We start from the raw sequence: 25,007 nt of genomic DNA on the forward strand, positions 1-25,007 counted from the left end.
TTAAACAAAAAACGGAACCTTTGGTTCCGTTTTAAGAAAACAATCATAAATTCAGTAATATGTTAAACCCGCTATACTGCTAATATTTGCAGAACCTGATAATCTAGTACTTATTTCAGATACTCTTCCGTCTGAACTTAAAGTATAATCGTAATCGAATCTTATAGAAGCTAAATAATTGTAGTAAATTTTAGACTTTATAAGATTATAATTTACTTTTCCAAAATTAGATCCTGCAAGTGAAGTAAAATAAAAATAATCGAAGTAAAAATTTGATCCAAAATCTAAAAATTGGTTCTGAAAAGGAACTTGTAAATTATTTTTAATATTTGTGTACGTAAACTCTATTGAACCTGTGTCATGGCTTGGATTACAAGGATCTATTAATTTATTATCATACGAAAATAAAACTTCTTTACAATTATTATTCTCGAATGTAAGATTATAACATTTAACATTAGTTATTGCATTATAAAACATAGGACTACAGGAGTTGCCTGAATAGAATTCTAAAAAATCTTCTAAAACAACTGTATCTAAAGATAAGTTGGTATAATTGGCATATATTGGAATTCTTTGTGCATTATTTTCCTCTTTAAATGTGTTATAAGTTAAAACAGAATTATTACTATTTGTGTGAACATATTTACTTACAGTATCATTCATTTTAATAAAAGTTAGTTTAAATAAATGATTATCTAACCTGTCGAACAAACAAAATAATGTATCATTGCGATAGATTGAATGTATTTCAGCCGTTAAAGAGTCGTAATAGAAATTGTATCTTGAATAAATGTTATTTAAGCTGTCTTTGAACACCAATTGTTTTATCTTCCCATCCAATATATTTTCAGTTACAGCATTTTCTTTTTTACAACTACCCATAAGGAGTATTATAGTTGCAAGCAGTATAATTAGTCTTGTTACGTATCTCATCGCTGTTATTTATGTCCGTAAAACCATTTTACGATATCTTTCCGTACTTGCAATAAATCTCCTCCATCCATAGTATGGTTGGCATTATCATACATTTTCATATAATGTTTGTATGCCGTTGGATAGGTTGTTGGCAATGTGCTGGAGGTGTTTGGTAAACTGTCAATACCACCTAGGTTGTTTAACTTATTTTTCATTCCATCTGCACATTTATTATAAGGTACTAACCAATCCACTTTGCCGTGCATAATGAATGTAGGTATATTTCTAGTAGCATTTGCAGCATCTTTAGGGCTAATAGCAGATAATAAACTGCTGGAATATGGAATAGGTACAGGCTGTTTTACGCCACTCTCTAACATTTTATATAAATCGAGTATTCTATAATTTGTTGTGGGTGTTATAGTAATAGCATAATAATATGGGTAGATAAAGGGCAGTGGGTTATATGTCGTTTGTGTTGATATTGTACAATCAAATGGAAGCACCGATGCCGATATTTTTGAATAATCATCTATATCAAAGAAAAAATGAAATGGCAAATCAGACGGTGGTGGTGGATTCCAATATGGATTACCTAGTCTGTAATTCCCACCGCAACTAAAAGATGGCGAGGTTGGCCTTTCATCTTTTAAAAACCTACCAAACTGCTGTAGGTTGGTAGGTGCGTACATAGAAATTACCGACTTGATATATGTTGTTGTCGAATGCGTACCGGTATATGCCCACATCAATGCCAAATGCCCACCCGCACTTTCACCTAAAACCTGAATACTATTCGCTCTTAACGCCAAACACGTTATGAAATTACTTTTTATATGCCATATTGCAGCATCAATATCATTAATCTGATCTTGAATAGATACATCATTTCCAACAGCCTGTGTATCATATTTTGCCAAACGGTAAAGTACCGAAACTACAACAAATCCACTATCGAGTAAATTCTTTACAAGGTTTTGAGTATCATTTACAGGGGCAAACTTTGTTGCCCAACCATTCACGACACCGGGATCAGGCCCCTGAAACCATGCACCTCCATGAATTAATACAGTAACGGGTGAATTTGGGTTTTTATTTGACGGGTAATATACATAATATATATTTCTTTCGTCTGCTCCATATTGAGCCATTGCATTTATTTTATTTCCATAAGGGTCAAGTATATATGGAATTGGTGTACACCCCGGGCCACAGTATGTTCCAAAAATTGATATTCCGTTACAGGTTCCTCCACCGCCACCAGGATACGTCATAGCTTGTATGCCTGTTTCGGTATGAGGTAATTCAATACCGGCGTCTCTCATTTTCACAATATCTCTTGTCGGGGAAAATAAATTTGCATAATAGTTCATTAAGTCAGTTTCATCTCCACCGTTGGCTTTTCTTGCACTAATTGCTTTATTGTTTGGAGATTCTAAAAGGACTCTGTCTTCCAGTTTATTACAAGAACTTACCGCCATGAAACCCAACAATATAATAGCTAATACTGTATGATTTTTGATTTTTGATTTTTTCATAAAAATCTTATTAATTATATGTAAACATAATAATAATAATCGTATTTGTCAATACTAAAATTTAGGTAGTGTTTTTCAAACATTATTCTTACAAAAAGAAACGGAACCTTGCGGTTCCGTTTTTATATTATTTATGGAGATTCCCGTTGGGAATGGCGTTTGATTAATAAAACTTGTATCTCGTATCCGTTACATCGGCTTTCTTCAGGATGGACTCAAAGATGGTCTGGAAATTCAGCCGGCTGATGAACATGCTTTGCATCTGCTTTTTATACATGCTGATGTCGCCGGACATTTCCGCCGGCTGCGCATCCACCTGTTTAGGCTGAACGATGAAGGCAAACCTGTCGCCGGCCACCGCTTTGGAGGTTTTGCCCACCGGCACACCCAACGCTGTACCCACCAGTTTCGGTTCATCACCCAGGCCCTGTATATATCCCGATGATAAACGAACCTGAATCGTATCTGAAACCACCGCATCTTTCACTTTAGCCGCAATAGTGTTTAAGTCCGTTGTTCCGGCTGCCGCACTGTTCAGCTGCGCCACCAGGTCCTTGCCTTTTTTCTCATTGCGCAGTATCAGTGAAATTTCTTCCCTTACCTCCTCCGCTTTCGGCAATCCTTTTGAAACGATCTTGTTCAGCTTCGCAATGACATATTTGTTATCGGCGTCAAAGAAATCGATCACATTCGGTTTTTCCTGCTGGAAAGCCCATTGTACCAGCTTGCGGGCGGAGCCTACCTGCGGCACTTCCACCATATTTTGGGTCAGCGTACTATTTTTGAAATAGGCTTGTGTCTTAGCGGCTTTGTCAAACTGCTCGGGTGTCTGGTTCTTTTGCTGGAACGAAACGGCATTGTCATATGCTATCTTTTCCGTTTCATTGCTGGGTACCAATTCTACCGCGAAATCAGCAAATTTGGTAAGCACTTTCGGGGCTTTGGCATCTATCAGCAGGATGATATGCAAACCGTACGGTGTTTCCACCTTTGCTATCTGTCCGGGTGCCATGCCGCCATAAAACACTTTATCGTTGAATTCTTTCACCATCTGTCCGCGGGTGAAATAGCCCAGGTCACCGCCTTTGCTTCTGGAACCTTCATCTTTGGAATTTTCTACCGCTACCTGCCCGAAATTTTTCGCACCGGACTGAATCACCCGGATTAAGCTGTCTGCAATCGAATTCGCAGATTTTTTCTCGTCATCGCTGCCATTGCCCATCGGCAATAAGATGTGTGCGGCGCGAACCGTATCCGGCGCCACTCTGCGGTCGAGGATTTTCGTGAACATATAGAATGACCCTTCCGGCTGAATTTCTGTAAGCGTGCCTACCGGCAAGGAGAACAAGGTTTCTGCATCGCGTTTGGTTTGCAGCACTTCCTCTTTGGAATAATAATTCACATTTGGTCCCTGCTGAGAATTTCTTGCTATGAAAGCAGAATCTTTCGGCATAGCTGCCAGGTAGCCATCCCGCAATTCCTTGATCTTGGCGAATGTCTGCGCCGTATCATCTGCTGACGGTAAGATATCGAACGTCACCACATCTACCACACGGGCAGCCTCCTGTTCGTATTTCGCCTTATTTTCTTTCAGGTATGCGGTAATTTCATCGTCGGTGACCTTGTACTTATCATCCGGAAGGGAGGCATACGGTACGCTCACAATAGATACCTTTGCGGTACGCCCGGAACCAATCACTTCTTTTGCCATAAACGAAGGCATGTAGTAAGACTGTGCGATGAGCGATGCATATTTTTGTTTGACCTGGTCGTCCTGAATCAGCTGTTCGATATGCCCGAGCAGCTCTCTGTAGTTGGATTTATTTTGTTTGTCAGTCTGATCGATATTGGTAATGAACTCCCTCACCTTACCCTGATCGAGCTGACCGGTTTCCTGATTGATGATATCCGGTTTCACCTCTCTCACTTTCATCAGGAAGCGCTGAGCCAAAGGATGCGGCTGAGGCCCCCACATCAAATCTGCTATTTCTCCCTGCGATAAACTCAGCCCAAGAGATGAGTAGGATTTTCCCAATAACTGATTAGCGGCCATTGTATTCCAGACTTCGTCCTGTATCTGGGAACGGAGCTGATCGTTTAGCTGTACACCCGGGTTAATTAACTTTAACCCTTCCTCGTAATTGGTAATCGCCTTTCCATAATCATTCACCTGTATACTCTCTCCGTTAACTTTACCTACGGATGTTTTTTTACCGCCACCTCCGAACAGAGAGTTTCTTTCCAATGCCGCTTCGATAATAAAAATGAATAACGCTACTGCTATAAATCCAACTAAAATCCACGAGCGCTGTCTTATTTTTCCAATAATTGCCATAAACTATCTTGATTTTTAAAGAGTGCAAAGATAAGATTTAATTTGAAAATGTACTAATCCGGCGGGTTGAAAATGAGACGGGATGCCGATTTTGTTTATTTCTAAACTATTGATTACCATTGTTTTCAATGATAATCAGCTTTACGGTTTCTATTTTAGTATCCGAAACGTCCATGATTTTGAACTGGTATTTGCCAATTTCTATCACCTCGTTATTCTCCGGTATGGTTTCATGGTGATTTAAGATGAATCCGGAAAGCGTGTCATAATCCCCTTCCGGTATGTCCAGATCATACTCTTCGTTGATGCGGTCAATTTCCAGTCTGCCGGAGAGGATAAACTCATTCTTAGACAACTGATTCCCGACCAACTCATCCTTGTCGTATTCATCTTCTATCTCTCCGAAAATCTCTTCCAGGATATCTTCCAGTGTGATCACTCCTGCCGTTCCGCCGTATTCATTGACCACCCAGGCAATGCTTTTATTTTCCTTGATAAATTCATTCAATAACTTCTGGATATGCATCGTTTCCGGTACCACTTTTATCGGCATCAGCATATCAGCAATCGTCTTGGGTTTCTTATGCAGGTCAAAATGATGGATATATCCTTCAATCTTGTCTACAGAATCCCTGAAGACCAAAATACGGGAATGATAGGTTTTAATTATCAATTGTTTAAGTTCATCTACCGAATCCGTAATATCAATGGCTGTTATCTCCCTGCGGGGCACCATGCAGTCACGCACTCTCAGTTTCTTTAAATAGAGTGCATTTTCAAAGAGTTCCGTGTCAACCTCCTCGTCTTCTTCTCCTTCTGTCTGACTGTGGTCTTTGATAAATTTCTCTAAATCCACCGATGAGAATTCAATATCGTGCCCGGAAACCTTTACCCCTGCAAGTTTAAACAGCAAAGACGAGATTCCGGTAATCAGCAATACACCCGGTGTCAGTACCCAATGTATAATTCTGAACGGAACGGCCATAACAGGCAGAATGATATCTGCAAACACCTTGAACAGTACTTTCGGAATAAATTCTCCCAAAATCAGCACGACAGAAGTAGTAATAACCGTTTGTATAACCAATATAAGAAAGGAAGATGTGATATAATCTTCCAGGAACGGTTCCAGTATGGAAGCCGTAAGGATACCAAAGGAAATCAGCGCAATGTTGTTCCCCAGAAGTGTGGTGATAATAAATTTAGAAGGATTCTTTGTGTAGTCATTCAGAATTTTGCCGGAAAGCGTACCCCGCTGATAACTCAGCTCTATCTTTAATTTATTGGCAGAAAGGAAGGCGATTTCAATTCCTGAAAAAATGGCGGAAAAAACGAGCGTAAGCAGAATCAAGAAAATGGTGATGCCCATAATAAAACAAAGGTAATAAGAAATGCCAAAGCTTTTAATTATTTTCTTGTGTAATCAGCATGATATACCCCCCGGCTTAATAAAAGACTTCACTGGTTTTTCTTCTTCCCATAGTAAGAAATATAGAAGGCAGAGACCATTAAAATGGCATACAGCATCCAGTCTTTACCCTGAAAGAGTCCGTAACGGATCGTTCTGACAACAATGATTATCAGCGTAACAAGGGCCAGCAACAGCCAACGCTTCACATCCTTATTCCTGAAATCCTTTAGCATCGTCTACTGCAACTATTCCGGTTACCCGGCGGATGGTGTAATTAGAGAAATCTTCATTGGCATCAAAGCCGACGCCGTATATGACATTATCGGGTGTTCGTATCTTAATGTACTTGTCGGTAAATATCTTTTTATCCCGCATATTCCAGGTAAGCGCCTGTGTCTCCAGAATTTCATTCCGGGCATTCTCCATGTACACATTGCCGGATATTATCACCACCTGCTCGGCGTCATTATTTTCCGCATAGTCTGCTTTCAGCACAGAAATCAATTTCAGCTGTTCATAAAATTTCACCAGCAACCCGTCTGTAAATTCCAGCTTACTCTGTGTTTTTATAAACCGCTTTACCGTTTTCCCCGTTACCACCGCGCGCGTATATGCTCCTTCCTTATAGGAAAACCGGACACTGTCGGCCACCTCTACATCAGCATCCTGTACATTAAACAGGGCTTTTACCTTCGACAAATCATTCTCCTGACACGAAGTGAAACTCCAGCCTGCGACGAGGAAGCAGCAGAGATAAAATCGATGTGAACTTTTTTTTCATTACCTGCGATGGATGAGCATCTGTACAATTATTTATTTTCTGTAAATCCAGTCTGCGGGGTTGAGTTTGGCTGCCCCTTTCCATACTTCCAGGTGCACTTCTGTGATGTTATCTTCATCGGTGTATGCCTTACCAATGACCTGCTTGGTGGCAATCTTTTGCCCTTTCGCTACATTGACCGATTCCAGCCTGGAATACACGGTGAAATACTCGCCGTGGCTGATGATAACGGCGTTCTTAAACGTTGGGTTATTCAATGTACCCACCACTTTACCTTCAAAAAGACAGCGGACACTTATATTGGCATCTGTCCGGATATCAATACCATTGTTTTCAAAGGATACATTATTCAGTTCAGGATGGTTATATCTGCCGAACCCTTTGCTGATAAACCCTTTCTCCACCGGCCAGGGCAGCTTTCCCTTATTGCCGTAAAAATTAGAAGTGAGCTGCGTATATTCCGGAGTCGATGTAACCACTACCGGCGTTTCTTTCTTGGTGGCAGCTTCCTCCATTTCTTTGGTAACCGGCTTGCCTTCCGATTTTGCTTTCTTAATAGCCTCTTCCGCCGCTTTCTTTTTGGCAGCTTCCGCCGCTGCCAGTTTAGACGATGCTTCTTTCTGCCGTTTTTCTTCGGCTAATCTCGCCGCTTCAATTTCTTTTTTGATGATGGCTTCAATCTGTGCATCCAGTTTTGCCGTTTCTGATTGTTTTTTGGCAATATTCTTCTGCAATTCCTTTTCTTTCTTTTTCAGTGTCTGTACGACCGTATTTTTCTGTGTGACGGATTTATTCAGTTGTTGTTTTTCCTGAACCTGGTCTGTCAGCAATTCTTCCTTCACCTTCTTTTTCTGGTCAATGACGGCAATCTGACCGCTTATTTCTGATTTCTTATCTATGATCTGCGTAGCCTGCTGATTCCTGAAAGTGGCATACCGGCGCAGATAATTCACGCGCCGTAAAGCTTCCGAAAAGGAATTGGCATTTACGACAAACAGCAATTTATCGGCAAAGCGCTGGTTCTTATAAATCCGTACAATGGCTTCACCATATTCTTTCTTCAGTTTTTGCAGCTGCTGTTCCTTATGTTTCAGGGAGTCCACATTCTGGTTGATTTTTACGGTATATCCGTCGATCTCACGCTGCACTTCCCTGATAAGTTTTTGTCTTAATTCAATCTGTTTGGACAGTGCTGTCAGATCCGCCAGCGTAGCATCTTTGGATGCTTTCGTTTTGGTCAGCAACTGCTGGGTGAACTGTATCTCTTCGAGCAGCTTCTTCTTTTTCGCCTCCAATGTCGCCTTGCTCGTCTGCGCCAGCGCCCCTGAAGTGATCGCAACAAGCACCAATAACAGAACGATTCTATTCTTAAACTCCAATAAAGAAGCAGGTATGTCCGGTTTATTTTTCAATGGTGTAATTGGGGTAGATGGTAAAAGGGAATTCTAAATTTTGGCGGACTTCGATACTCTGGAATTTTGCCACCATTTCAAAGGTTTCCATTCCGCTTCTCATGACCAGCGTCCTGTCCATGGAAAAAGGCTTGCCCGCTTGTTCCTGATAGTTGTCATAGGCAGATTCTATGGTTCGGGAAAACAATTTATCCGATACAAAGAAAGACAACAGCTGATTGGTTTTCTTATCAAAAACAACAGAAGTCAGGAAGCGTTGCCCATCCGCGGAGATGGTCGTATTGGTGGCATTATTGGCGTATTTCGCTTTTGTAGTATCTGTAAAGACCAGCTGACCGAGCAATATATTTTCAATATCGGCAAATGACAAATCAACATACGCCTTCTCCTTCAAGTAAGAGAGTGGTTTCAGAATATACCTGCTGTTTATCTTATCCATGATCTTTATACTGTCCTTCGTAATCAAAACGCGTGCTCCTTCAATCCCAATAATAGACATCGAGAGCCATATTTTCTCGCCTTTTTTCCAACGAATGTTAGTTGTGAAACTTTGGTTCAGTGTGGGTGAAGACACTTTCGTCTTCATTCTGGCCGATAGTTCCTGAAATGGAAGCTCGTTTGATTTTAATTCCTTGAGCAGGGCCATCACATTCGCATCGATGGGCGTAACGGCCGGTTTCTGGGTGGCAGGAGGAAGCGGCTTTAAGGGCGTGGTCGCGGTTCTTTTCGTTTGACTGCATCCCGTAATGACCAGTATCATCACAACAACCTTGATGAGGGGACGGGGCGAGTAGGAGGGAATAGTATTTTTGTTCATTTCGTCTATAAATAAATCCGGGAATGGGTTAAACCGTGCAGCGAAACCGGTTGCGGCTATATTCCTGCCTTTATCTTGCTTTCCAGGGCCTCTTTATCGCCACCCTTTTCAATGGCTCTTTTCCATTGTTCGATCGCTTTCTCTGTTTGGCCGGATTTAAAAAGAATATCGCCGTAATGCGTCAGGAGTTCTGCCCGTTCTTTAGAATCCGGCAGTACCATGGCCTGTTCTATCCAGTCAAGAGCTTCACTGTAGTTTTTCATTTTGTACATAATCCACGCGTATGTATCTATGAATGCGGAATTATTATCTACCAGAAGATTGGACTTCTTGCTCATGCGTTCCGCTTTCTCCAGCTTTATATTTCTTTCGGAAAGGTAATAGGCATAGTTATTCAATACGGTGGCATTATTGGGGTCAATTTCCAGCGCTGCTTCATACGAGCTGTCCGTGCGGTCGTAATCCCTGAGTTCAAAAGATATGTCGCCGAGCAAAATCAGCATCTGCAAAGAAAGCTGTGGCGTCACAGCAGCATTTGGACTTTTCTGCTGCATAGCAAAGGCAGTCAACAAAACCGATGCCGCTTCTTTATGGTATTTCTTTTGCTGGTTAGCAATCGCATTATAAAAATAGCCGAATGGATCGTCCGGATTCTTTTCGATTCCTATTTTGGAATACACAATCAGATTATCATAATCCTCCAGTTCTGCATTCAGGATATACAATTGAATCCATACGGTTGACGGTACATCGCTCATGTTGACGGCTTTGATGTATTCGCCCTGTGCTTCTTTTTTACTGCCCACATTATACAACACGTCTGCACGGGCAGTAATCGCTTTTACATCGTTCGGATGCAACGCAACCAGCATGTCTGCCATTTTCATGACTTCCGTTTTCAAAGAGGAGTCTCTTGCCAGCTTTTCGATATACGGGATAATGGTCAGAATCTTAGCGTCGATATTGATATTCTTGTTATTGAATATCTTCTGCACCCACTCATCATGCAATGCAATATTTCCATTTTTCCGGTACATCTCCGCCAGTGCCATCATCGCATATGCATTATTCGTGTCTGTTACAAGCATTCCTTTATATACCCCTATCGCCTTATCATACATCTTATACGACTCGTAGATTTCTCCAATCAGGCCGACATATCGGGTATCATCCGGATACAGTTTTATCAGTTTCTCCACATCTTTAATACACTCATCCACTTTCCCCATTTTTAAAAGAAGCGGTTGTTTCTGGAAAACGAGTTCTTCCGAAACGCCTGTCTTTTGTTCCAGCTGATTATATACATCTACCGCTTCTTTCAGCTTGCCGGCCTTGGATAGCATATACGCCCAGTCATAGTAATAGTCGTAATCTTTGGGATTCAATTTTACGATTAGGTCATAGACCTTAGACGCCCCCTCAAAGTCATTTTTTTCTGCTTTTGCTTCCGCGAGGTATTGGTAATAATATTCGTTGTTTGGGTCATACCTGATGGCATTTTGCGCATACTCAATGACCTTATCCATATTGCCAGTTTCAAATGCAATCTTAGCGAGCAGATAATAGGCTGCATGGTTTTTGCTGTCGCGTCTTAACACCTCGTTGAATTTGGCAGCAGCATCCTGTGTGTTGCCCAAAAGATATGCCTGCATCCCTTCGATGAAGACAGATTGTTCCTCCACATCCTTTTTAGTTATCGGGGCCGAAGATACCTGAACGGAATTGCCTTCTTTCTTTTTCTTTCCTGCCAATGCCACCGCTCCATATCCTATCAGGAGATAACTTAAAAATAAAACTGAAATGAAATATTGTCTTCTGTTCACGTTAGAATATTGGTTTTACCTGCTTATTAAATCAATCTGTCTGCCGACTTCTTCTAATCTAACATTTCCGGCAAAAAAACAGGCTGAAACAAAGGTGAAATTAACATTATTTAAGCTGGAAAACTGTTTACTTGACACCGGTATGACCGAAGCCGCCTTCACCGCGTTCGGTTTCATTCAATTCATCCACTTCCTTCAGCTGCACTTTCTCATATTTGGAGATGATCATCTGTGCTATTCGTTCACCGGTATTGATGACGGTGGTTTCATTAGACAGATTAATCATGATGACCTTTATCTCGCCCCTGTAATCCGAATCTATGGTTCCCGGTGAATTCAATACCGTAACGCCTTTCTTCAGCGCGAGCCCGCTTCGCGGGCGCACCTGCGCCTCATAGCCATCCGGCAGTTCGATATACAGTCCTGTTGGAATCAATGCACGCTGCAAAGGTTTCAGCATAACCGGTTCCTGCAACTGTGCACGCAGGTCCAGTCCGGCAGATCCTGTCGTTTCATATACCGGTAGCGGATTATCGGATGTGTTTACAATTTTTAACTTCATTTCTTACTCATTGAATGGTTTCCTGTTGTACAATCAGTCATTACACGTTCCCCTGCACAACCTACAAATATAAGGAGATTTTCAGTAAGATATCATCTTTTCTTTTCCAAATGCCAGGCCGAAAAAACATAAAAACTCAGCATTACGGCGGCTGCCGTCGTGTTCAGCCACAGCGGGAATTGCAACGGCAATATGAGATATTGCAGAAACAGGAAAAGAACGACGGCAAACAGCAGATAAAATAAAATCCTTTTGTAATCATACGGAATGGGATAATATTTTTGCTCGGTAATGTAACCGATAAGCACCATAGAAACATAGCAGACCAGCGTGGCCCAGGCAGCACCCCAGTAGCCGATCTTCGGCACTAAAATAACATTCATAACAATCGTGATGAGTGCGCCGACAAAAGCGATAACCGCACCTACGTATGTCTTATCCGTGATCTTATACCACGTGGAAATATTGAAATAAATGCCCAGACAAATATTCGCCATCACTAAAATCGGAACGATGCCCACTCCGACAAAATAGGCTTCCGACTTAGGCGAATACAGGATAAACAAAGACTGTATCAGCGGCATGAACAAGGTGATGAGCAGGAAAAGGACACAGACACAGATGGTATAATATTTCATGGTAGCCGCAAGCACGCTCTTGCTGTCCGATTTTTCCGCATGCCTGAAAAATATAGGTTCCGCCGCAAATCTGTATGCCTGCAGAAACATGGTGACCAGCATGGCAAATTTATAGTTGAAGCCGTAAATGCCGAGTTGTTCTTTGTTCGTCAGGTCATCATACGGCAACAGGCGGGTCATAATGATTCTGTCGAGCACTTCGTTAATCATACCGGCAAACCCCACCAGCATAATCGGCATGGCATAGTGCAGCATTTTTTTATACAATTCCTTATCGAGTCTTCCTCTCAGCTGGCGGAACTGTCCGAGCAATAATAAGAATGTACAAACGCTCGCTATGATATTCGCGATAAAAATGTATGATACCCTGGTAACAGAAAGTTCATATCCCATCTCAGGAAGCACCATAAAGAACAGGACATTGAAGAGAATAAACAGTAGAATATTCAACACCTTTAATCCGGCAAACAGGATGGGCCTGCCTTGCCCGCGAAGACCTGCAAAAGGAACGGCCGCCAGCGCATCAAATGCCATCATCCATATAAAAAACTGCACATACAGAACAGGCTCTTTCACATAGTCGGCTATCGGCTGGCGGAAGAGGTATCCGATGATGACAAATGCCACGACTACCGTAAAAATGGAAAAGAAGGCAGTAGTAAACGCATCTTCTTTATTCTGTTCTTTATTGACAAAGCGGAAAAAGGCGGTTTCCATGCCATGTGTCAGCACCACCAATACAAACCCGGCATACGCATAAAAGTTGGTGTAGGTACCAAACTCCGCCTGCGAGATATATTTGATGATCAGGAAACCAAACAGAAAGTTGATCAGCCGCGCCAGAATGCTGCTGACGCCATAGGCCGCGGTATCACCTGCTAGTTTTTTTACGATGCTCAAATTACAATGTTTCTGTCCAGCGAAGTTACAATTTTTAATTTTAACGGTATTCTGTGATTGGTTTCTACCTTCTCAGCAGAGTCTCCAGAAAGGGACTCTGCGTAAATTAAACAAAGTATATAACAATAACGCAGAGTCCTCTGCGAGAGACTCTCCTGGGAAATTGAAACAGTTTTCAAATTTATAATTCAGCATTAATTTTTTCAGCATCTAGTAATAGGTCATCCTATATGTCATATATGTTCCGGTTCCATTTGAATTAGACGCCGCCATTTCAACAACCTGACCAGATGGGTTTAGCGTATAATTATAGTTTATTATATATCCGTAATTTGCGGAACATACTGATTTTATCAGGTTGGCATTTCGTTTATATACACTATATCCATTGATATCGAGCAGATACAAGAGTAGATTATTGTTGGTATTTCCTGTTAACGCATAAGCTGTACCTAAAAACGGCTGTTGTAATGGGATAAAATTATTATTTGGTATATCTGAATAGGAATATGTTATACTATCCAAATAATAGGTCTCTCCACCTAAAAAGGAGTATTTATACCCTGAAACTTTTTGTTTAACATAGTTATTACCATCAAACAAATAATTAAAGTTAGAAACATCATGTACAAACACCGGTTGTCCACTTTCCGTTACCGTATCTGCAATCAGTATTGAATTATAAGCAATCTTAATTTGATTGGTTTCTTCTGAAGTAAGGGTATCCAACAGGTTAACGGATTCTATCTGATTGGACGTATTTGTATGTACTATATATAGTTGCCTGCTATTGAAATTTGGGTCATCTGCTAATACAGTAAGTTGTACCTTTGTGATTTGGGCATCTATGCGATCTATAATAAACTTTAGGCTATCTCCTTCTGATGATTTCAAGTTTTTATCGCTATCGTAATAATAATTAAGCATTCTTCGAGCGCCGGTGTTAACATCTATAATCTCTAAGGATTTTATTTTACCTTTTAGTGGATATGAAGTTTCTGATTTTTTACACCCAATAGTAAAAATAGCTGTCAACACATATAAACGTATAAATATTCTCTTCATTTATTTCTATTTATGACCGTTTAACCATACTAAAATATTGGATCGAATAGAATCCTTTACAGCTGTTAAAAATATACATTCGGTAAATCATATCACTTATTCATAATAAGTCATTCTATAGGTTAAATAAGTGCCTGTACCATCCGGATTGGAGACGTTCATTTCTATTACCTGATTTAATGTATTCAACACATAACTAAGGTTCGTTATATAACCATAATTTGCAGATTTTACAGATTGAATTAGATTTTTATTTTTTTTAAAAATATTGATGCCGTTTAGTTCCAATAAATTTAACGCTGAAGGATCTTCGAATACATTGCCGCTTAAGGCATATCCTATGGATTGTATGGGTTTTTGAAGCGGTAGATAAGCATCATAAATCTGTGGATTAAACGTATAAATTACGGTATCTTCATAAGAAATAGTTCCTCCCGAGAAATCACTCACCTGCCATGAAAGATTATTTTTTAAGTAGTTAAAACTATCTGATATAAAAGTATAGTTTTGAATATTGGAAACGAATACATCGCCATATTCAGTTGTAGTATCTATATTATTGTTTGAGTAATGAGCTGAAAAATAAAGTTTTTGTATAGCAGTAAGCGTATCCAATAGAATTACAGACTCAATATTTTTTGTCGCGGAAATACGGACTATAATTTGTTGAGATGTAGTATTATTTCTTATAACTATTTCATTATTGATTAATGAACCAAACTTAATCTCCAGGTGTAAACTGTCATTTTTAACCCTGATCAGATTTCCATTCGTGCTATCATACTCCAAATACAGTGCAGCATCATTATTTATTTTTATAGTCTTTAATTTCCCATAAAATAAATTAGGAGGACTGTCATATTTTGTACAGGACGAAACAAAGAATAATAGAATATAAGCGATGAGTATCTTTATAGATGATTTCATTTATCCAGTCATTTATGGCCATTTAGCCAGGTTATTACATTACTTCTTACAATTGTTAAATCAGATGCTGTTAAATTAGCCCATCCATGATCAGCCCCTGGAAAAAGTTTTATTAAATGTTTAGATGGATTCGTGCTATAATTATAAGATACGGAAGCATTAGTTGTAGTGAGCGTTGCTATTAAACCGCCTGTAGTACTTAATTTTGTTGACATCCCATTGGTTGCCTGATTATACGGTACCAATTTATCACTGTTACCATCTCCGTGCATTATAAAAGTTGGAATAATCCTATTTGTATTTAACGCATTAGATGGGCTAAACGTCGCTAGAGTGCTATTGGTATTGGGTGTTTTGAATATAATAATAAATTGCACCACAATTATAAATGCCACTAGTTTTACTTTGTAAATAAGTACCGTATTGTTGTAAATTAGTTGGGGCATACATGCTAATTGCTGATTTTACATAACTTACATTTGACTTTGTGTAAGCCCACATTAAAGCTAAATGACCCCCTGCACTCTCTCCCAGTATTTGTATACTGTTAGCACTTATATCTAAACAAGCAGGAAAATTATTTTTAATATGCAAGATTGCTGCATCAAGGTCATCAATCTGTTCCTGCCACGTTATTGTGTTTGAAGTTATTTCTGAATTATTGTTTCCGTATTTTACTAACCGATATAGTACTGAAACAACGACATACCCATTATCTAATAAGTTTTTTACTAAATTATCAGGTTTGTTCAATGTAAATCCAAATGTATTGCCTTGAATTTTATCTTGATTTGGCCCAATTACCCACCCGCCGCCATGCACTAGAACAACTATTGGCGAATTTGCATTTTTATTAGCCGGATAGTAAACGTAATACATTTGCCGAGGGTCAGAACCATAGTGTCCGTAACAGGAAATAACATTATTGAAAGTATCTTTGGGTGGGTATACATCACATGCCCAGCCCGGTTGCAATGGAAATGTAATTCCATTACATGGTGTAGGGGTATAACAATCCCCGGAACCGCCACCTCCACCAACTTGTGGTGTAATTGACATTGTAGAGAAGTCTGGCAAGACACCGCCTATGTTTTTAAAATTAGATATATCTCTTGTCGGAGATAGGAGATTGGCATAATAATAAAGAGAATCAAATTCATTACCCACGCTACCCTTTCTTGCGCTCATGGATTTATTGCCGGAAGACTCCGTCAGGACACTGTCTTCCAGTTTATTACAAGAACTTACCGCCATAAAAACCAACAATATAATAGCTAATACTGTTTGATTTTTGATTTTTGATTTTTGATTTTTTCATAAAAATCTTATTAATTATATGTAAACGTAATAATAATAATCGTATTTGTCAATACTAAAATTTAGGTAATCTGAATTCAAGTAATCAATGTAATTAAAAGTTTCAAACATAGTGGCTTGACTCCTACCGGCGGGGGGCATGAACAACAGTAAGTTGGTGTTGGTGGCGTTTGTTCCGCTTTGCCTTTCAAACTAAGCACCAACGGCAACGCTTTCCGGTCGGAGACCGGCTGATTTAGTACACACGAGTGTACCTGTGGAACACTCGCGAGAGACAGAGTTTGTAAGCCGGAATGTGTTATTATACTACCGGGTAGTTTTTGCGGGCAGCCAGCAGTTCACCAAAGAGCCCGTTTTTTCTTCCGGGGTTTTCGTCAGCTGCATCGTACTCGTTGCACTAAAGAGCGTATTTCCATCCGTGCCCAGGTTCCATAAATCGCCGCGGAGAAACACCTGCATGCCCGCTTTCAACCCCGGCAGGGCAGCAAGTCTCTGTGCACTGTATTTCATCCATGCCTCCTGTTCCGTTATCTGCTTCACATCAGCCTTATCTACATCCGAAGGGGTGGTTGCACCGCTGTACCCATTCCATTGTTCCTGCATGGTATTCTCGCCTGTTACAAAAGATGGAACCGCCAGCATGTCGATTGGTTTATCCGCTATTTCGCTGAAGTTTTCAGGGTACCAGGCATCCGCACAAATCAGCACCGCCAAATTTCCGGCAGGGGTACGATACACCGGGATTTTTTCTTTGACCACGCCTGTGGAAAAAGACAGTTCCTCTTCAATCGGGAAGCGCTTTTTTGTCAAAGGAGAAAGCACCTTTCCGTTTTTATCAAACACCGCAGCGATGTTATGGAGGCTGCCGCCTTTATGAATTTCTATTTTTCCGTTTTGCACGTAAGGTTCCGGCAAAACAACAGAACCGGCTACTATGGTTACGCCAAATTCTTTAGAAAGTTTTGAAAACGTATGCTGATAGATGTCCCGCATCTTTGCCGCTTTCATTTTAAAGACGGCTTCTTTACCCTTTTCTTTTGCATTTGTAAACAGGTATGCCCACCCGAATTTCCCGAGGTTGGAGTATACAATGTTCTTCAGGGCATCCGTCACAGATGTGTCTTTATAGATTCCGGTTTTTTCATTCGCCGCCACCAGCCATGTTCCGATGTACTCGGGCAGCACAACCACTGTAGAATCATTGAGTAATTTCTTTTGCTGTGCGAGGTTCAGGTAGTAATGCAGCATGTTGTAATACGCCTGCTCCGATGAAAAATCATAGGTATGCAGGTATGGTGATAACGCCAGAACATTTCCGTTGCCTGTATTCGTTCCGTAACTTTCATAATTGCCGATAACGTATCTCGGGAAGAGTGATTGTACGGATTTCATTCTGCCTGAGGCCGCCCAGAAATTGTAGGCTGCTATCAACAGTAACAAAAAACAGAGGGGGTATTTAAATTTTTTCACTCTATAAAAATACGAAAAGCATCGATAAAGCAGGCAATGCTCTGAAAGTTGTCAACTGTTGTGCTCTGCAAGCGCATCATTCTGTTTAATCAGCTGACAGACGCTTGTCGTCCAGATTCATGGAGGGTGCTTTGTGAACCGCCCAGCTTTTCAGTACACCACTCAGTTCGAGCCGGCAATCATAATGCAGATGAGAGACGTGACGGATTTGTTCGAAAAAGGCAAGAGCTGAATCAACCTGTTTTGACATACAAAATAGGATACATTCTTTAAAGATTTAATTAATTGGTTGGCATGTGTTTTCAGAATATCCGGCATCCAAAAGCATGTTTTTACAAAAAAGTGTACCCCAGAGTGTACTCCTAGACATAATTTAAAGTAAAAACGCCTCATAAACTATTCATTTACAAGGCGTCCTAAAAAATGTTGGTGGTGTGGGGCGGGATCGAACCGCCGACACAAGGATTTTCAGTCCTTTGCTCTACCGACTGAGCTACCGCACCATGTCAACTCCAATTATTTCCTGTGTATTTACTTCCCGAAAATAAATTGGTGTGCAAAAATACTATATTATTTCAAAGAAACAATAGAAAACAGTATAATTGTAGATGGAAAAAATGATCAGCGACACAAGATACCATATCAACAAGTATCTTTTAGCATTTATTCTTTCCTTTACCATCCTCTGTTTTTTCCTGGTATTGAACCATGAAATCTATTTACCCATTGGCAGCAACATTTCAGATTTTACCGGAGATGGAATTAAAATTTTTTCACTTTTGCTTATTACCTCAGATACGACAATGACCTGCATTTTTCGGGGTTATTTTATCCCTACCGAGAGCATATCATTTACATGGATGCCCAGCCGTTATGGGTATGGATAATAAAAACGATAGAAACCATTTACCTTTCATGAAGAAATTCCAATGGGTTATATTCAGTTCATTATTATGCTTAGTATATTTTTCTGTGGTTACTTTAACCTTCTGCTTATTATTAATTTCTGTGCAGACTTGCGAAGTTATTCCTCGGGATAGCTCACCTGACAACTCCTGTATTGATCTAATAAGCACAGACTATCCATGCCTCTTTTTTATCCGAAACAACGCCCTGAACATTTGCCAGCTATCACTAATAAGATGAACTTTAGACCCCTTTATGTCAATGCATCTAACAGGCAGGAAGTTAATGCTAATATTCAGTTTCTTCAGCAAAAAATGTACTTCAACGTCAAAGGCAAATCGCTCTTCCGATATATTATTAAAAACCTGTTTTGCCAATGAGGATGGATATAGCTTATACCCACACTGTGTATCCCTGACGGAAATGCCTGTTATCTGCTGTATAAAGAAAGCATAGATCCTGCCAATAATTCTCCTATGCAAGAACAGCTTCATTTCCTGATTGTCTTTGCCTAGTTCTCTCGATCCGAAGTATACCTCATTTATTTTTGTAAAGTCAATCCACTCCATATTCACCCACTCGTCAATCTGATCCATGGAATAGGAAAGGTCGGCATCATTGCAAAGTACCCAGGGTTGTGTTACTGTCATGATACCTTCTTTAACCGCATTACCCTTGCCTCTGTTGGTTTGAACCGGGATAATCTTGATATTAAATTGAGGATATTTGGATTGCATCTGTCGCAGATACCTGACGGTAGAATCCGTACTGCCATCATCCACAAATATGATTTCTTTAATCAGCTGATGCTGGTTATTATATTCTTTCAATCCCTGTTCCAGCAGATAAATCCTCTTTTCCTCGTTATATAATGCAAAAACCAATGTAATCATCTTGCCTGTCTTTCAGCTAACCTTTTTTCTTAATCTCTTTAAAACTCCAGTCCGTTTATCCTTTTGTACGGAGTTGAGTCCAATGTAAAATACCTCTTTCTTAAGCTTATCTCATGAATCGGCTCCTCCCACGGCACCCCCAGGAATAACTGATTATTATTTATTTCCTCTAATTTCTTCTTGTCTGTATTGAGGTATATTGTCTGTGTTTTCCCGCTCACGGTACTCAATAATAATGTTTCGTATGGCAACGCCCAACCAACGAGTATCTTGTCATGTTTAATCTCGTTGTCTTCCACAAAGAACTTGGCTATATTATTTTCCCTTCCATAAGCAAATATTGATTCGAGGTATTTTACCCTCGCCTTGTAAATCGTTTCTGATTTCATCCGTGCCAGCCCTAAGAGGGACAGAATAAACGCCATAAAGATGAATGTGTTCTTATACTCCATCAAATTCTTTTCTGCATACACCAGGAAAACGATTAACGGGAATACAGAAATTGCCGCCATGTAGCATTCCATATACCCTAACGACTCTCCGTTTGGTATAGACAAATAGACCAATAAATACAAGGCAAGATATCCCAACGGCAACGCTGCCGCCAGCAGCCATTTCCGCCGCCAGCATAAATAAATGATAAACCCATAAAACAAAAACTTTGTCACCGGCAGCCGATGGTTGAACGTTTGCCGCCAGAAAAAAGTAAGGTAGGACTTATCTATCGCTTTCCACGAAAAGACGTTTATGTCTATACCGGATAATTTTCCCGCCTCATATCCGCTTTTAAAGAACGTGATTTTGACAATCAGAATGAGGATTGCCAGGACGATAAAATGGATATACCGGATATTAGGTTCTATCAGGTGCAGACAGAACAATATTATCATTGCCACTACATAATAAAAAGGATGAATAAGGGAGATACTCAGCAGCAGAGCAACACCCACCCCGTACCATATTGTTAGCGGAATGGGTTTCTCCTTATTCCTGTCGTTAAACGTCAGGAAGGCCATTATAAATACCATTACCGCAGAAGAAAAAATCATCTCTGTCGGATAAAAGTAGCCGTAATGCAAAAAGAGGTGTGTACACAACAATGCACCCCACGCTAAGAATTCAGACTTGAGCAGATACCGTATCAGCAGAAAACCAGCAACATATACCAAAGCAAAATTGACAGAATAACCAATCATTACGATTCGCAAAGGGGCGGATAATTTAATCAGGAGCAGGGGAAGCCATTGTGAAATGACACTAATCGCACGGCCGGATTCAATGTTAAATCCTTCACTCTGTATCATCTTGTATAAATAATACCCGGTATCTCCGTAAGTTATCCTGGCTTTATAGTAATACACCGCCATTCCCAAGTACCACCCCAAAATGATGTAGGGGAACAGACTTAAGGCTTTCTGCCTGAAAGAGAAGAGTTTCTGAAATAGCTTATTCCCTCTGTTATATTCCTTTAAAGAAACATTTCTGTTTAACAAGACAAATACTGCAACGCTGTAAAAAACCGGGACAAGGAATAAATAGGTATAAGGAACCTGAATGAAACCATAAAATATTGAAAAATATATTTTTACTGCCCCTGCTAAATATATCCCGGAGTCTAACGCTTTTCGTTTCAGCCAATAAATTACGGATAGTATCAAAGTGGTCGACAACACTAAGTAGAAATGTGTCTTTTGAAGGAAAGTAAACCGTTCTTCTATACTACCACTCTTATATTTGAAAACCCATGATGCAAATCCGGTGCCGTTAAAAATATGCAAAGGCAACCCGTTGGTGTCCAGATGCCTCCATTCTCCGATGCCGGCCCTTGAATAGGCAGATGCCCATTCTTCAGGCAAACTCCAATTATTGTAAAATATAGGCACCATAATCACCGATACCAATACGGTAATTAGCATAACCAGAAAAAAGGATCTTTTAACTCCTGTTTCTTTTAACTCAACCAGTAAGAAGAGTGGTAATAAAACGACTACTGAATACCTTGTTAACAAACAAAGGAGAATAGCAATAAATTTCAGATACGTGTTTTTGTTGAGAATGCCTATTAACAGTAGTGTGTAAAAAGAAGCGTTCATTAGTTCTACCGTCCAGCCCAATGATGCAGCCTCTTTATCAATTGTTGCTTTTATGAAAAGGAACAATAAAAAAAGTGAAAGCATGCTTGCAAATTCACTATTTTGTCCATATCCATTTTTTATAAGAATTGTGACCGTAACAATAAAGATCAGCAATACTATCATCCTGTAATCAAAGTGAAAATATTCTGCGGGTAAGAAAGGAAGCCATGAAAACGGGAGGTATCCGGGAAAAAACTCATACCCAAACTCTGATATTTTGGCATATACATTAGCTCCATTTATGAACCTTTCGCACATTAATCGTATCGTAGGAATTATGTCAGAATATTTAGGATCTATGGGATAATAGGTATATACCGCTTTAATACTACCCTTTGGGATAATCAATAGTATCACAATAAATAGATAAAAGACAAACAACATTAAATATAACGTCTGCCCTTTACTCAATTTCCAATTCAAAGATGGCAAAACATATACCTCGTCAAAAGCCGGGTATATTAACAATACTCCGATCATTACGGAGACAATCAGCAATACAACGGGACTCAATAAGCTTCCAAAAATATTTCGGCAATAGGTAATTAATAGTATTTCACATACAATCAGAACAAACAGCAAGAGATTTTTTTTTGTCATGATTGTGTATCTCTATTTGCTCTTTTCCAGCGCCTGCTGTATGTCTGCCTTAATATCGTCAATATGTTCCAATCCAACAGACACACGGATAGTGCCGCCATATATGCCGGCTGCTTCGCGCACGCTTTCCTCTATCTTGGAGTGGGTGGTAGAGGCGGGATGCGTGGCAATGGTTCGGCAATCACCCAGATTGGCAGTATGTGAAAACATCTCTAAACTGTCGAGGAATTTTCTGCCTCTGTCTATGCCGCCCTTCACAATGAAGGTCACGACACCTCCGCCCTGCGACATCTGTTTCTTCGCCAGTTCATACTGCGGATGCGACGGCAAAAAAGGATACTTCACATCTTCGATTTCTTCGTGTGCTTCCAGCCACTTCGCCAATTCCAGTGCATTCTCGCAATGCCTGTCCATGCGTACATGCAGTGTTTCCAGGCTTTTAGACAATACCCATGCATTGAACGGCGACATGGCCGGGCCGGTTTGGCGGCAGAACGCCCGCACTTCTTTCATCAGCGCGGCGCTGCCCAGCACCACCCCTCCGCAAACCCTTCCCTGCCCGTCAATGAACTTAGTGGCAGAGTGCGTAATGATGTCCGCACCATATTGTGCAGGAGTTTGCAGATACGGTGTTGCAAAACAATTATCGATATTCACCAGCAAATGGTGTTTTTTTCCCAGTCCGCACAGGTACTCCATATCAATCAGCACCAGGCCCGGATTGGAAGGCGTTTCTGCAAAAATCATTTTAGTGTTCGACTGAATCAATCCTTCCCAGGTATCGGGTTTATTGATATCAAAAAAGGAATACTCTATGCCCCACTTTGGAAGAAACTCTTTGATGATTCTGGTGGAGGATGCAAACAAAGCAGACGATGCCAGGATATGATCGCCCTGTTTCAGGAATGTCAGGATGGAAGCGAACACGGCGGCCATACCCGTTGCCGTTCCGAAGCCGTCTTCCGTTCCTTCGAGCACAGACATTTTTTCCACAAATTCATTAACGTTCGGATTGGAGAAACGGGAGTAGATATTATCAACATATTCATCCGCAAATAAGGCGCGCGCCTGTTCCGCATCGTCAAATGTAAAGGAAGACGTCAGGTACAACGGCACACTGTGCTCGCGGAACGCTTTCTCATGCTGCGTACGAATCGCATTGGTGGCGAAGTGAGTGTATTTTTTCATATATCCTTGTTTAGTCATTCCGGGTGTAACGAGAAACCTTACAAGGTCTCTCCCTTCATCCGAGATGACAATTAGCAAATCTCATAATCATGTGTAATGGCTGCCGTCTTATTCAGCATGTGCGTCACACTGCAATATTTATCCATTGACAGCTGGATGGCTTTTCCTACATTTTCTTTTTTCAGATTGCCTTCCAGTATAAAATGGATGTGAATCTTTGTAAACACCATCGGATGTTCCGTTGCACGGTCTGCATTGACAATCACTTTATACCCTTTCACCTCTTCACGCATTTTATTCAGCATCGACAGCACATCCATGCTGGTGCAGCCTCCCAATGCCATTAAAACCATCTGCATCGGCCGTGCACCCAGACTTTCTCCGCCTATATCCGGAGAGCCGTCCATGTGTACGACTATACCATCTTCGTTGCGGGCTTCGAGATGCACCTTGTTATTAACCCTTTGTATTTCAACTTGCATGGTATAAAGTTATCAGTTATTCGTAATTAGTTATTAGTGTCGGGTATTTTTTTAGTGTTAAAACAAAAAAGCTGCCTTTTCAGGCAGCCGCTTCTGTTATTTACGACATGCCGTCATATTTTGAAAAGGGCATAAAACATGACATTCGTATGCGTTATCCATTTATTATCCGTAATGGGAGATTCAAATTTTGGATTGGTAAAATCCAACAGCCCTTTATTCACTCGCGCACCGGCACCAAACCCGCTTTTTGACACAAATTCGAACCCGGCACTCACACCGGCATCAAATGCACGAAAATATCGTTTATCGTTTACATCTTTTGGATTCTTATCATTACTTAAAGCATTGTTTTTTACATCGTCCACTAATACCATACCAGACACGCTATTGGTAATCTTTGTTTTTATCTGGACATTAACGGCGTAGGCGCCATATCCGCCTGCATAAAGATTAAACATCTTTCTCTTTCCAATATAAAATTTGAATAATACCGGAAATTCGATAGAATGAAAGTTGGAACGGATATATCCTTTGGTAACATCATTATTCCATTTTTGCTGAACCCCCTTATTGATGTAAATCAGGTTTATCTCAATCGCAGCCACTTTTTTAAAACGGTGTTCATAACCAAAACCCGCCATTCCTCCTATCTTTACTCCATTTCTGGCTCCTTCATTGTCATTTTCCGCACTCATTGTCGCAAAGCCTACACCACCGAGGATAGTAGCCAAGTCTCGTTTTTGGGAAATATCTCTTGCAGATAACGATTGGCTGGAAAATACGGAAAGCAGTGTCACTAAAATGATTCGTTGCATAAGTCTAATTTTGAATAGAACGCAAATATACCGGCAAATATATTTTCAGTTTACTTTTTTATCAAAAATAC

Annotated in this window: 21 protein-coding genes, 1 tRNA gene and 1 pseudogene; 1 reads left to right on the forward strand and 22 read right to left on the reverse strand. The window is 40.4% G+C overall.

Going from position 1 to position 25,007, the window contains the following annotated elements:
* Window positions 1-51: 51 nt before the first annotated feature.
* From IPM95_15460 to IPM95_15540, 17 genes and pseudogenes are all read right to left on the reverse strand, one after another.
* Window positions 52-936, reverse strand: coding sequence for a hypothetical protein (locus IPM95_15460; GenBank protein MBK9330655.1), 885 nt, complete (start codon window positions 934-936; stop codon window positions 52-54).
* A gap of 5 nt (window positions 937-941) precedes the next feature.
* Window positions 942-2,456, reverse strand: a complete 1,515-nt coding sequence (locus tag IPM95_15465; GenBank protein ID MBK9330656.1) for an alpha/beta hydrolase — start codon at window positions 2,454-2,456, stop codon at window positions 942-944.
* A 163-nt stretch (window positions 2,457-2,619) separates the two neighbouring features.
* Window positions 2,620-4,791 carry a peptidylprolyl isomerase gene (locus IPM95_15470; GenBank protein ID MBK9330657.1) on the reverse strand — a complete coding sequence of 724 codons (2,172 nt, stop codon included), beginning with the start codon at window positions 4,789-4,791 and terminating at the stop codon, window positions 2,620-2,622.
* Between the two features lie 106 nt (window positions 4,792-4,897).
* The gene (locus IPM95_15475; protein ID MBK9330658.1) at window positions 4,898-6,160 is read right to left on the reverse strand and encodes an HlyC/CorC family transporter; all 1,263 of its coding nucleotides are present in this window, start codon (window positions 6,158-6,160) and stop codon (window positions 4,898-4,900) included.
* Window positions 6,161-6,249: 89 nt separating this feature from the next.
* Window positions 6,250-6,435, reverse strand: coding sequence for a hypothetical protein (locus tag IPM95_15480; protein ID MBK9330659.1), 186 nt, complete (start codon window positions 6,433-6,435; stop codon window positions 6,250-6,252).
* A pseudogene (lptC, locus tag IPM95_15485) lies at window positions 6,413-6,955 on the reverse strand (LPS export ABC transporter periplasmic protein LptC). Before lptC ends, IPM95_15480 begins: the two are co-directional and overlap by 23 nt.
* Before the next feature lie 60 nt (window positions 6,956-7,015).
* Window positions 7,016-8,395 (reverse strand): peptidoglycan DD-metalloendopeptidase family protein, encoded by a 1,380-nt coding sequence (locus tag IPM95_15490; GenBank protein MBK9330660.1) that lies wholly within the window; start codon window positions 8,393-8,395, stop codon window positions 7,016-7,018.
* Window positions 8,385-9,212: a DUF4292 domain-containing protein gene (locus IPM95_15495; GenBank protein ID MBK9330661.1), complete on the reverse strand. Its 828-nt coding sequence runs from the start codon at window positions 9,210-9,212 to the stop codon at window positions 8,385-8,387. The genes IPM95_15490 and IPM95_15495 overlap by 11 nt, the downstream gene beginning before the upstream one ends.
* Before the next feature lie 56 nt (window positions 9,213-9,268).
* The gene (locus IPM95_15500; protein ID MBK9330662.1) at window positions 9,269-11,035 is read right to left on the reverse strand and encodes a tetratricopeptide repeat protein; all 1,767 of its coding nucleotides are present in this window, start codon (window positions 11,033-11,035) and stop codon (window positions 9,269-9,271) included.
* Window positions 11,036-11,162: 127 nt separating this feature from the next.
* Window positions 11,163-11,597, reverse strand: coding sequence for a dUTP diphosphatase (gene dut / locus IPM95_15505; GenBank protein ID MBK9330663.1), 435 nt, complete (start codon window positions 11,595-11,597; stop codon window positions 11,163-11,165).
* Between the two features lie 92 nt (window positions 11,598-11,689).
* Window positions 11,690-13,135 (reverse strand): oligosaccharide flippase family protein, encoded by a 1,446-nt coding sequence (locus IPM95_15510; GenBank protein ID MBK9330664.1) that lies wholly within the window; start codon window positions 13,133-13,135, stop codon window positions 11,690-11,692.
* 210 nt (window positions 13,136-13,345) lie between these two features.
* On the reverse strand, window positions 13,346-14,200 hold the full coding sequence (locus IPM95_15515; GenBank protein ID MBK9330665.1) for a hypothetical protein: 855 nt from the start codon (window positions 14,198-14,200) through the stop codon (window positions 13,346-13,348).
* A 96-nt stretch (window positions 14,201-14,296) separates the two neighbouring features.
* Window positions 14,297-15,127, reverse strand: coding sequence for a hypothetical protein (locus IPM95_15520; protein ID MBK9330666.1), 831 nt, complete (start codon window positions 15,125-15,127; stop codon window positions 14,297-14,299).
* Between the two features lie 336 nt (window positions 15,128-15,463).
* On the reverse strand, window positions 15,464-16,381 hold the full coding sequence (locus tag IPM95_15525) for an alpha/beta hydrolase (GenBank protein MBK9330667.1): 918 nt from the start codon (window positions 16,379-16,381) through the stop codon (window positions 15,464-15,466).
* Between the two features lie 369 nt (window positions 16,382-16,750).
* A complete protein-coding gene (locus IPM95_15530) occupies window positions 16,751-17,884 on the reverse strand; it encodes a carbon-nitrogen hydrolase (GenBank protein ID MBK9330668.1) in 1,134 nt (377 codons plus the stop codon).
* Window positions 17,885-17,999: 115 nt separating this feature from the next.
* The gene (locus IPM95_15535; protein ID MBK9330669.1) at window positions 18,000-18,164 is read right to left on the reverse strand and encodes a hypothetical protein; all 165 of its coding nucleotides are present in this window, start codon (window positions 18,162-18,164) and stop codon (window positions 18,000-18,002) included.
* A 177-nt stretch (window positions 18,165-18,341) separates the two neighbouring features.
* Window positions 18,342-18,417: transfer RNA gene (locus IPM95_15540), tRNA-Phe, on the reverse strand.
* 105 nt (window positions 18,418-18,522) lie between these two features.
* On the opposite strand from IPM95_15540, the gene IPM95_15545 reads away from it, so the two are divergent.
* Window positions 18,523-18,801: a hypothetical protein gene (locus IPM95_15545; GenBank protein MBK9330670.1), complete on the forward strand. Its 279-nt coding sequence runs from the start codon at window positions 18,523-18,525 to the stop codon at window positions 18,799-18,801.
* 192 nt (window positions 18,802-18,993) lie between these two features.
* Here the strand turns inward: IPM95_15545 and IPM95_15550 are convergent, their stop codons facing one another.
* From IPM95_15550 to IPM95_15570, 5 genes are all read right to left on the reverse strand, one after another.
* A complete protein-coding gene (locus IPM95_15550; protein MBK9330671.1) occupies window positions 18,994-19,713 on the reverse strand; it encodes a glycosyltransferase in 720 nt (239 codons plus the stop codon).
* Window positions 19,714-19,751: 38 nt separating this feature from the next.
* Window positions 19,752-21,890 (reverse strand): hypothetical protein, encoded by a 2,139-nt coding sequence (locus IPM95_15555; GenBank protein MBK9330672.1) that lies wholly within the window; start codon window positions 21,888-21,890, stop codon window positions 19,752-19,754.
* A gap of 570 nt (window positions 21,891-22,460) precedes the next feature.
* On the reverse strand, window positions 22,461-23,636 hold the full coding sequence (locus IPM95_15560) for a PLP-dependent transferase (protein ID MBK9330673.1): 1,176 nt from the start codon (window positions 23,634-23,636) through the stop codon (window positions 22,461-22,463).
* Window positions 23,637-23,707: 71 nt separating this feature from the next.
* Complete coding sequence (locus tag IPM95_15565) at window positions 23,708-24,118, reverse strand: OsmC family protein (GenBank protein ID MBK9330674.1); 411 nt, start codon at window positions 24,116-24,118, stop codon at window positions 23,708-23,710.
* Window positions 24,119-24,231: 113 nt separating this feature from the next.
* Complete coding sequence (locus tag IPM95_15570; GenBank protein ID MBK9330675.1) at window positions 24,232-24,936, reverse strand: PorT family protein; 705 nt, start codon at window positions 24,934-24,936, stop codon at window positions 24,232-24,234.
* Window positions 24,937-25,007 lie beyond the last annotated feature (71 nt).

This window comes from Sphingobacteriales bacterium, from assembly GCA_016719635.1.
Lineage (GTDB): Bacteria > Bacteroidota > Bacteroidia > Chitinophagales > JADIYW01 > JADJSS01.

What these genes read in the sequence shown, in the direction of transcription:
- IPM95_15460 (MBK9330655.1), bottom strand. Translation starts at nt 936, where the DNA reads ATGAGATACGTAACAAGACTAATTATACTGCTTGCAACTATAATACTC.
- IPM95_15465 (MBK9330656.1), bottom strand. Translation starts at nt 2,456, where the DNA reads ATGAAAAAATCAAAAATCAAAAATCATACAGTATTAGCTATTATATTG.
- IPM95_15470 (MBK9330657.1), bottom strand. Translation starts at nt 4,791, where the DNA reads ATGGCAATTATTGGAAAAATAAGACAGCGCTCGTGGATTTTAGTTGGA.
- IPM95_15475 (MBK9330658.1), bottom strand. Translation starts at nt 6,160, where the DNA reads ATGGGCATCACCATTTTCTTGATTCTGCTTACGCTCGTTTTTTCCGCC.
- IPM95_15480 (MBK9330659.1), bottom strand. Translation starts at nt 6,435, where the DNA reads ATGCTAAAGGATTTCAGGAATAAGGATGTGAAGCGTTGGCTGTTGCTG.
- IPM95_15495 (MBK9330661.1), bottom strand. Translation starts at nt 9,212, where the DNA reads ATGAACAAAAATACTATTCCCTCCTACTCGCCCCGTCCCCTCATCAAG.
- dut (MBK9330663.1), bottom strand. Translation starts at nt 11,597, where the DNA reads ATGAAGTTAAAAATTGTAAACACATCCGATAATCCGCTACCGGTATAT.
- IPM95_15515 (MBK9330665.1), bottom strand. Translation starts at nt 14,200, where the DNA reads ATGAAGAGAATATTTATACGTTTATATGTGTTGACAGCTATTTTTACT.
- IPM95_15520 (MBK9330666.1), bottom strand. Translation starts at nt 15,127, where the DNA reads ATGAAATCATCTATAAAGATACTCATCGCTTATATTCTATTATTCTTT.
- IPM95_15525 (MBK9330667.1), bottom strand. Translation starts at nt 16,381, where the DNA reads ATGGCGGTAAGTTCTTGTAATAAACTGGAAGACAGTGTCCTGACGGAG.
- IPM95_15535 (MBK9330669.1), bottom strand. Translation starts at nt 18,164, where the DNA reads ATGTCAAAACAGGTTGATTCAGCTCTTGCCTTTTTCGAACAAATCCGT.
- IPM95_15545 (MBK9330670.1), top strand. Translation starts at nt 18,523, where the DNA reads ATGGAAAAAATGATCAGCGACACAAGATACCATATCAACAAGTATCTT.
- IPM95_15550 (MBK9330671.1), bottom strand. Translation starts at nt 19,713, where the DNA reads ATGATTACATTGGTTTTTGCATTATATAACGAGGAAAAGAGGATTTAT.
- IPM95_15555 (MBK9330672.1), bottom strand. Translation starts at nt 21,890, where the DNA reads ATGCTTTCACTTTTTTTATTGTTCCTTTTCATAAAAGCAACAATTGAT.
- IPM95_15560 (MBK9330673.1), bottom strand. Translation starts at nt 23,636, where the DNA reads ATGAAAAAATACACTCACTTCGCCACCAATGCGATTCGTACGCAGCAT.
- IPM95_15565 (MBK9330674.1), bottom strand. Translation starts at nt 24,118, where the DNA reads ATGCAAGTTGAAATACAAAGGGTTAATAACAAGGTGCATCTCGAAGCC.
- IPM95_15570 (MBK9330675.1), bottom strand. Translation starts at nt 24,936, where the DNA reads ATGCAACGAATCATTTTAGTGACACTGCTTTCCGTATTTTCCAGCCAA.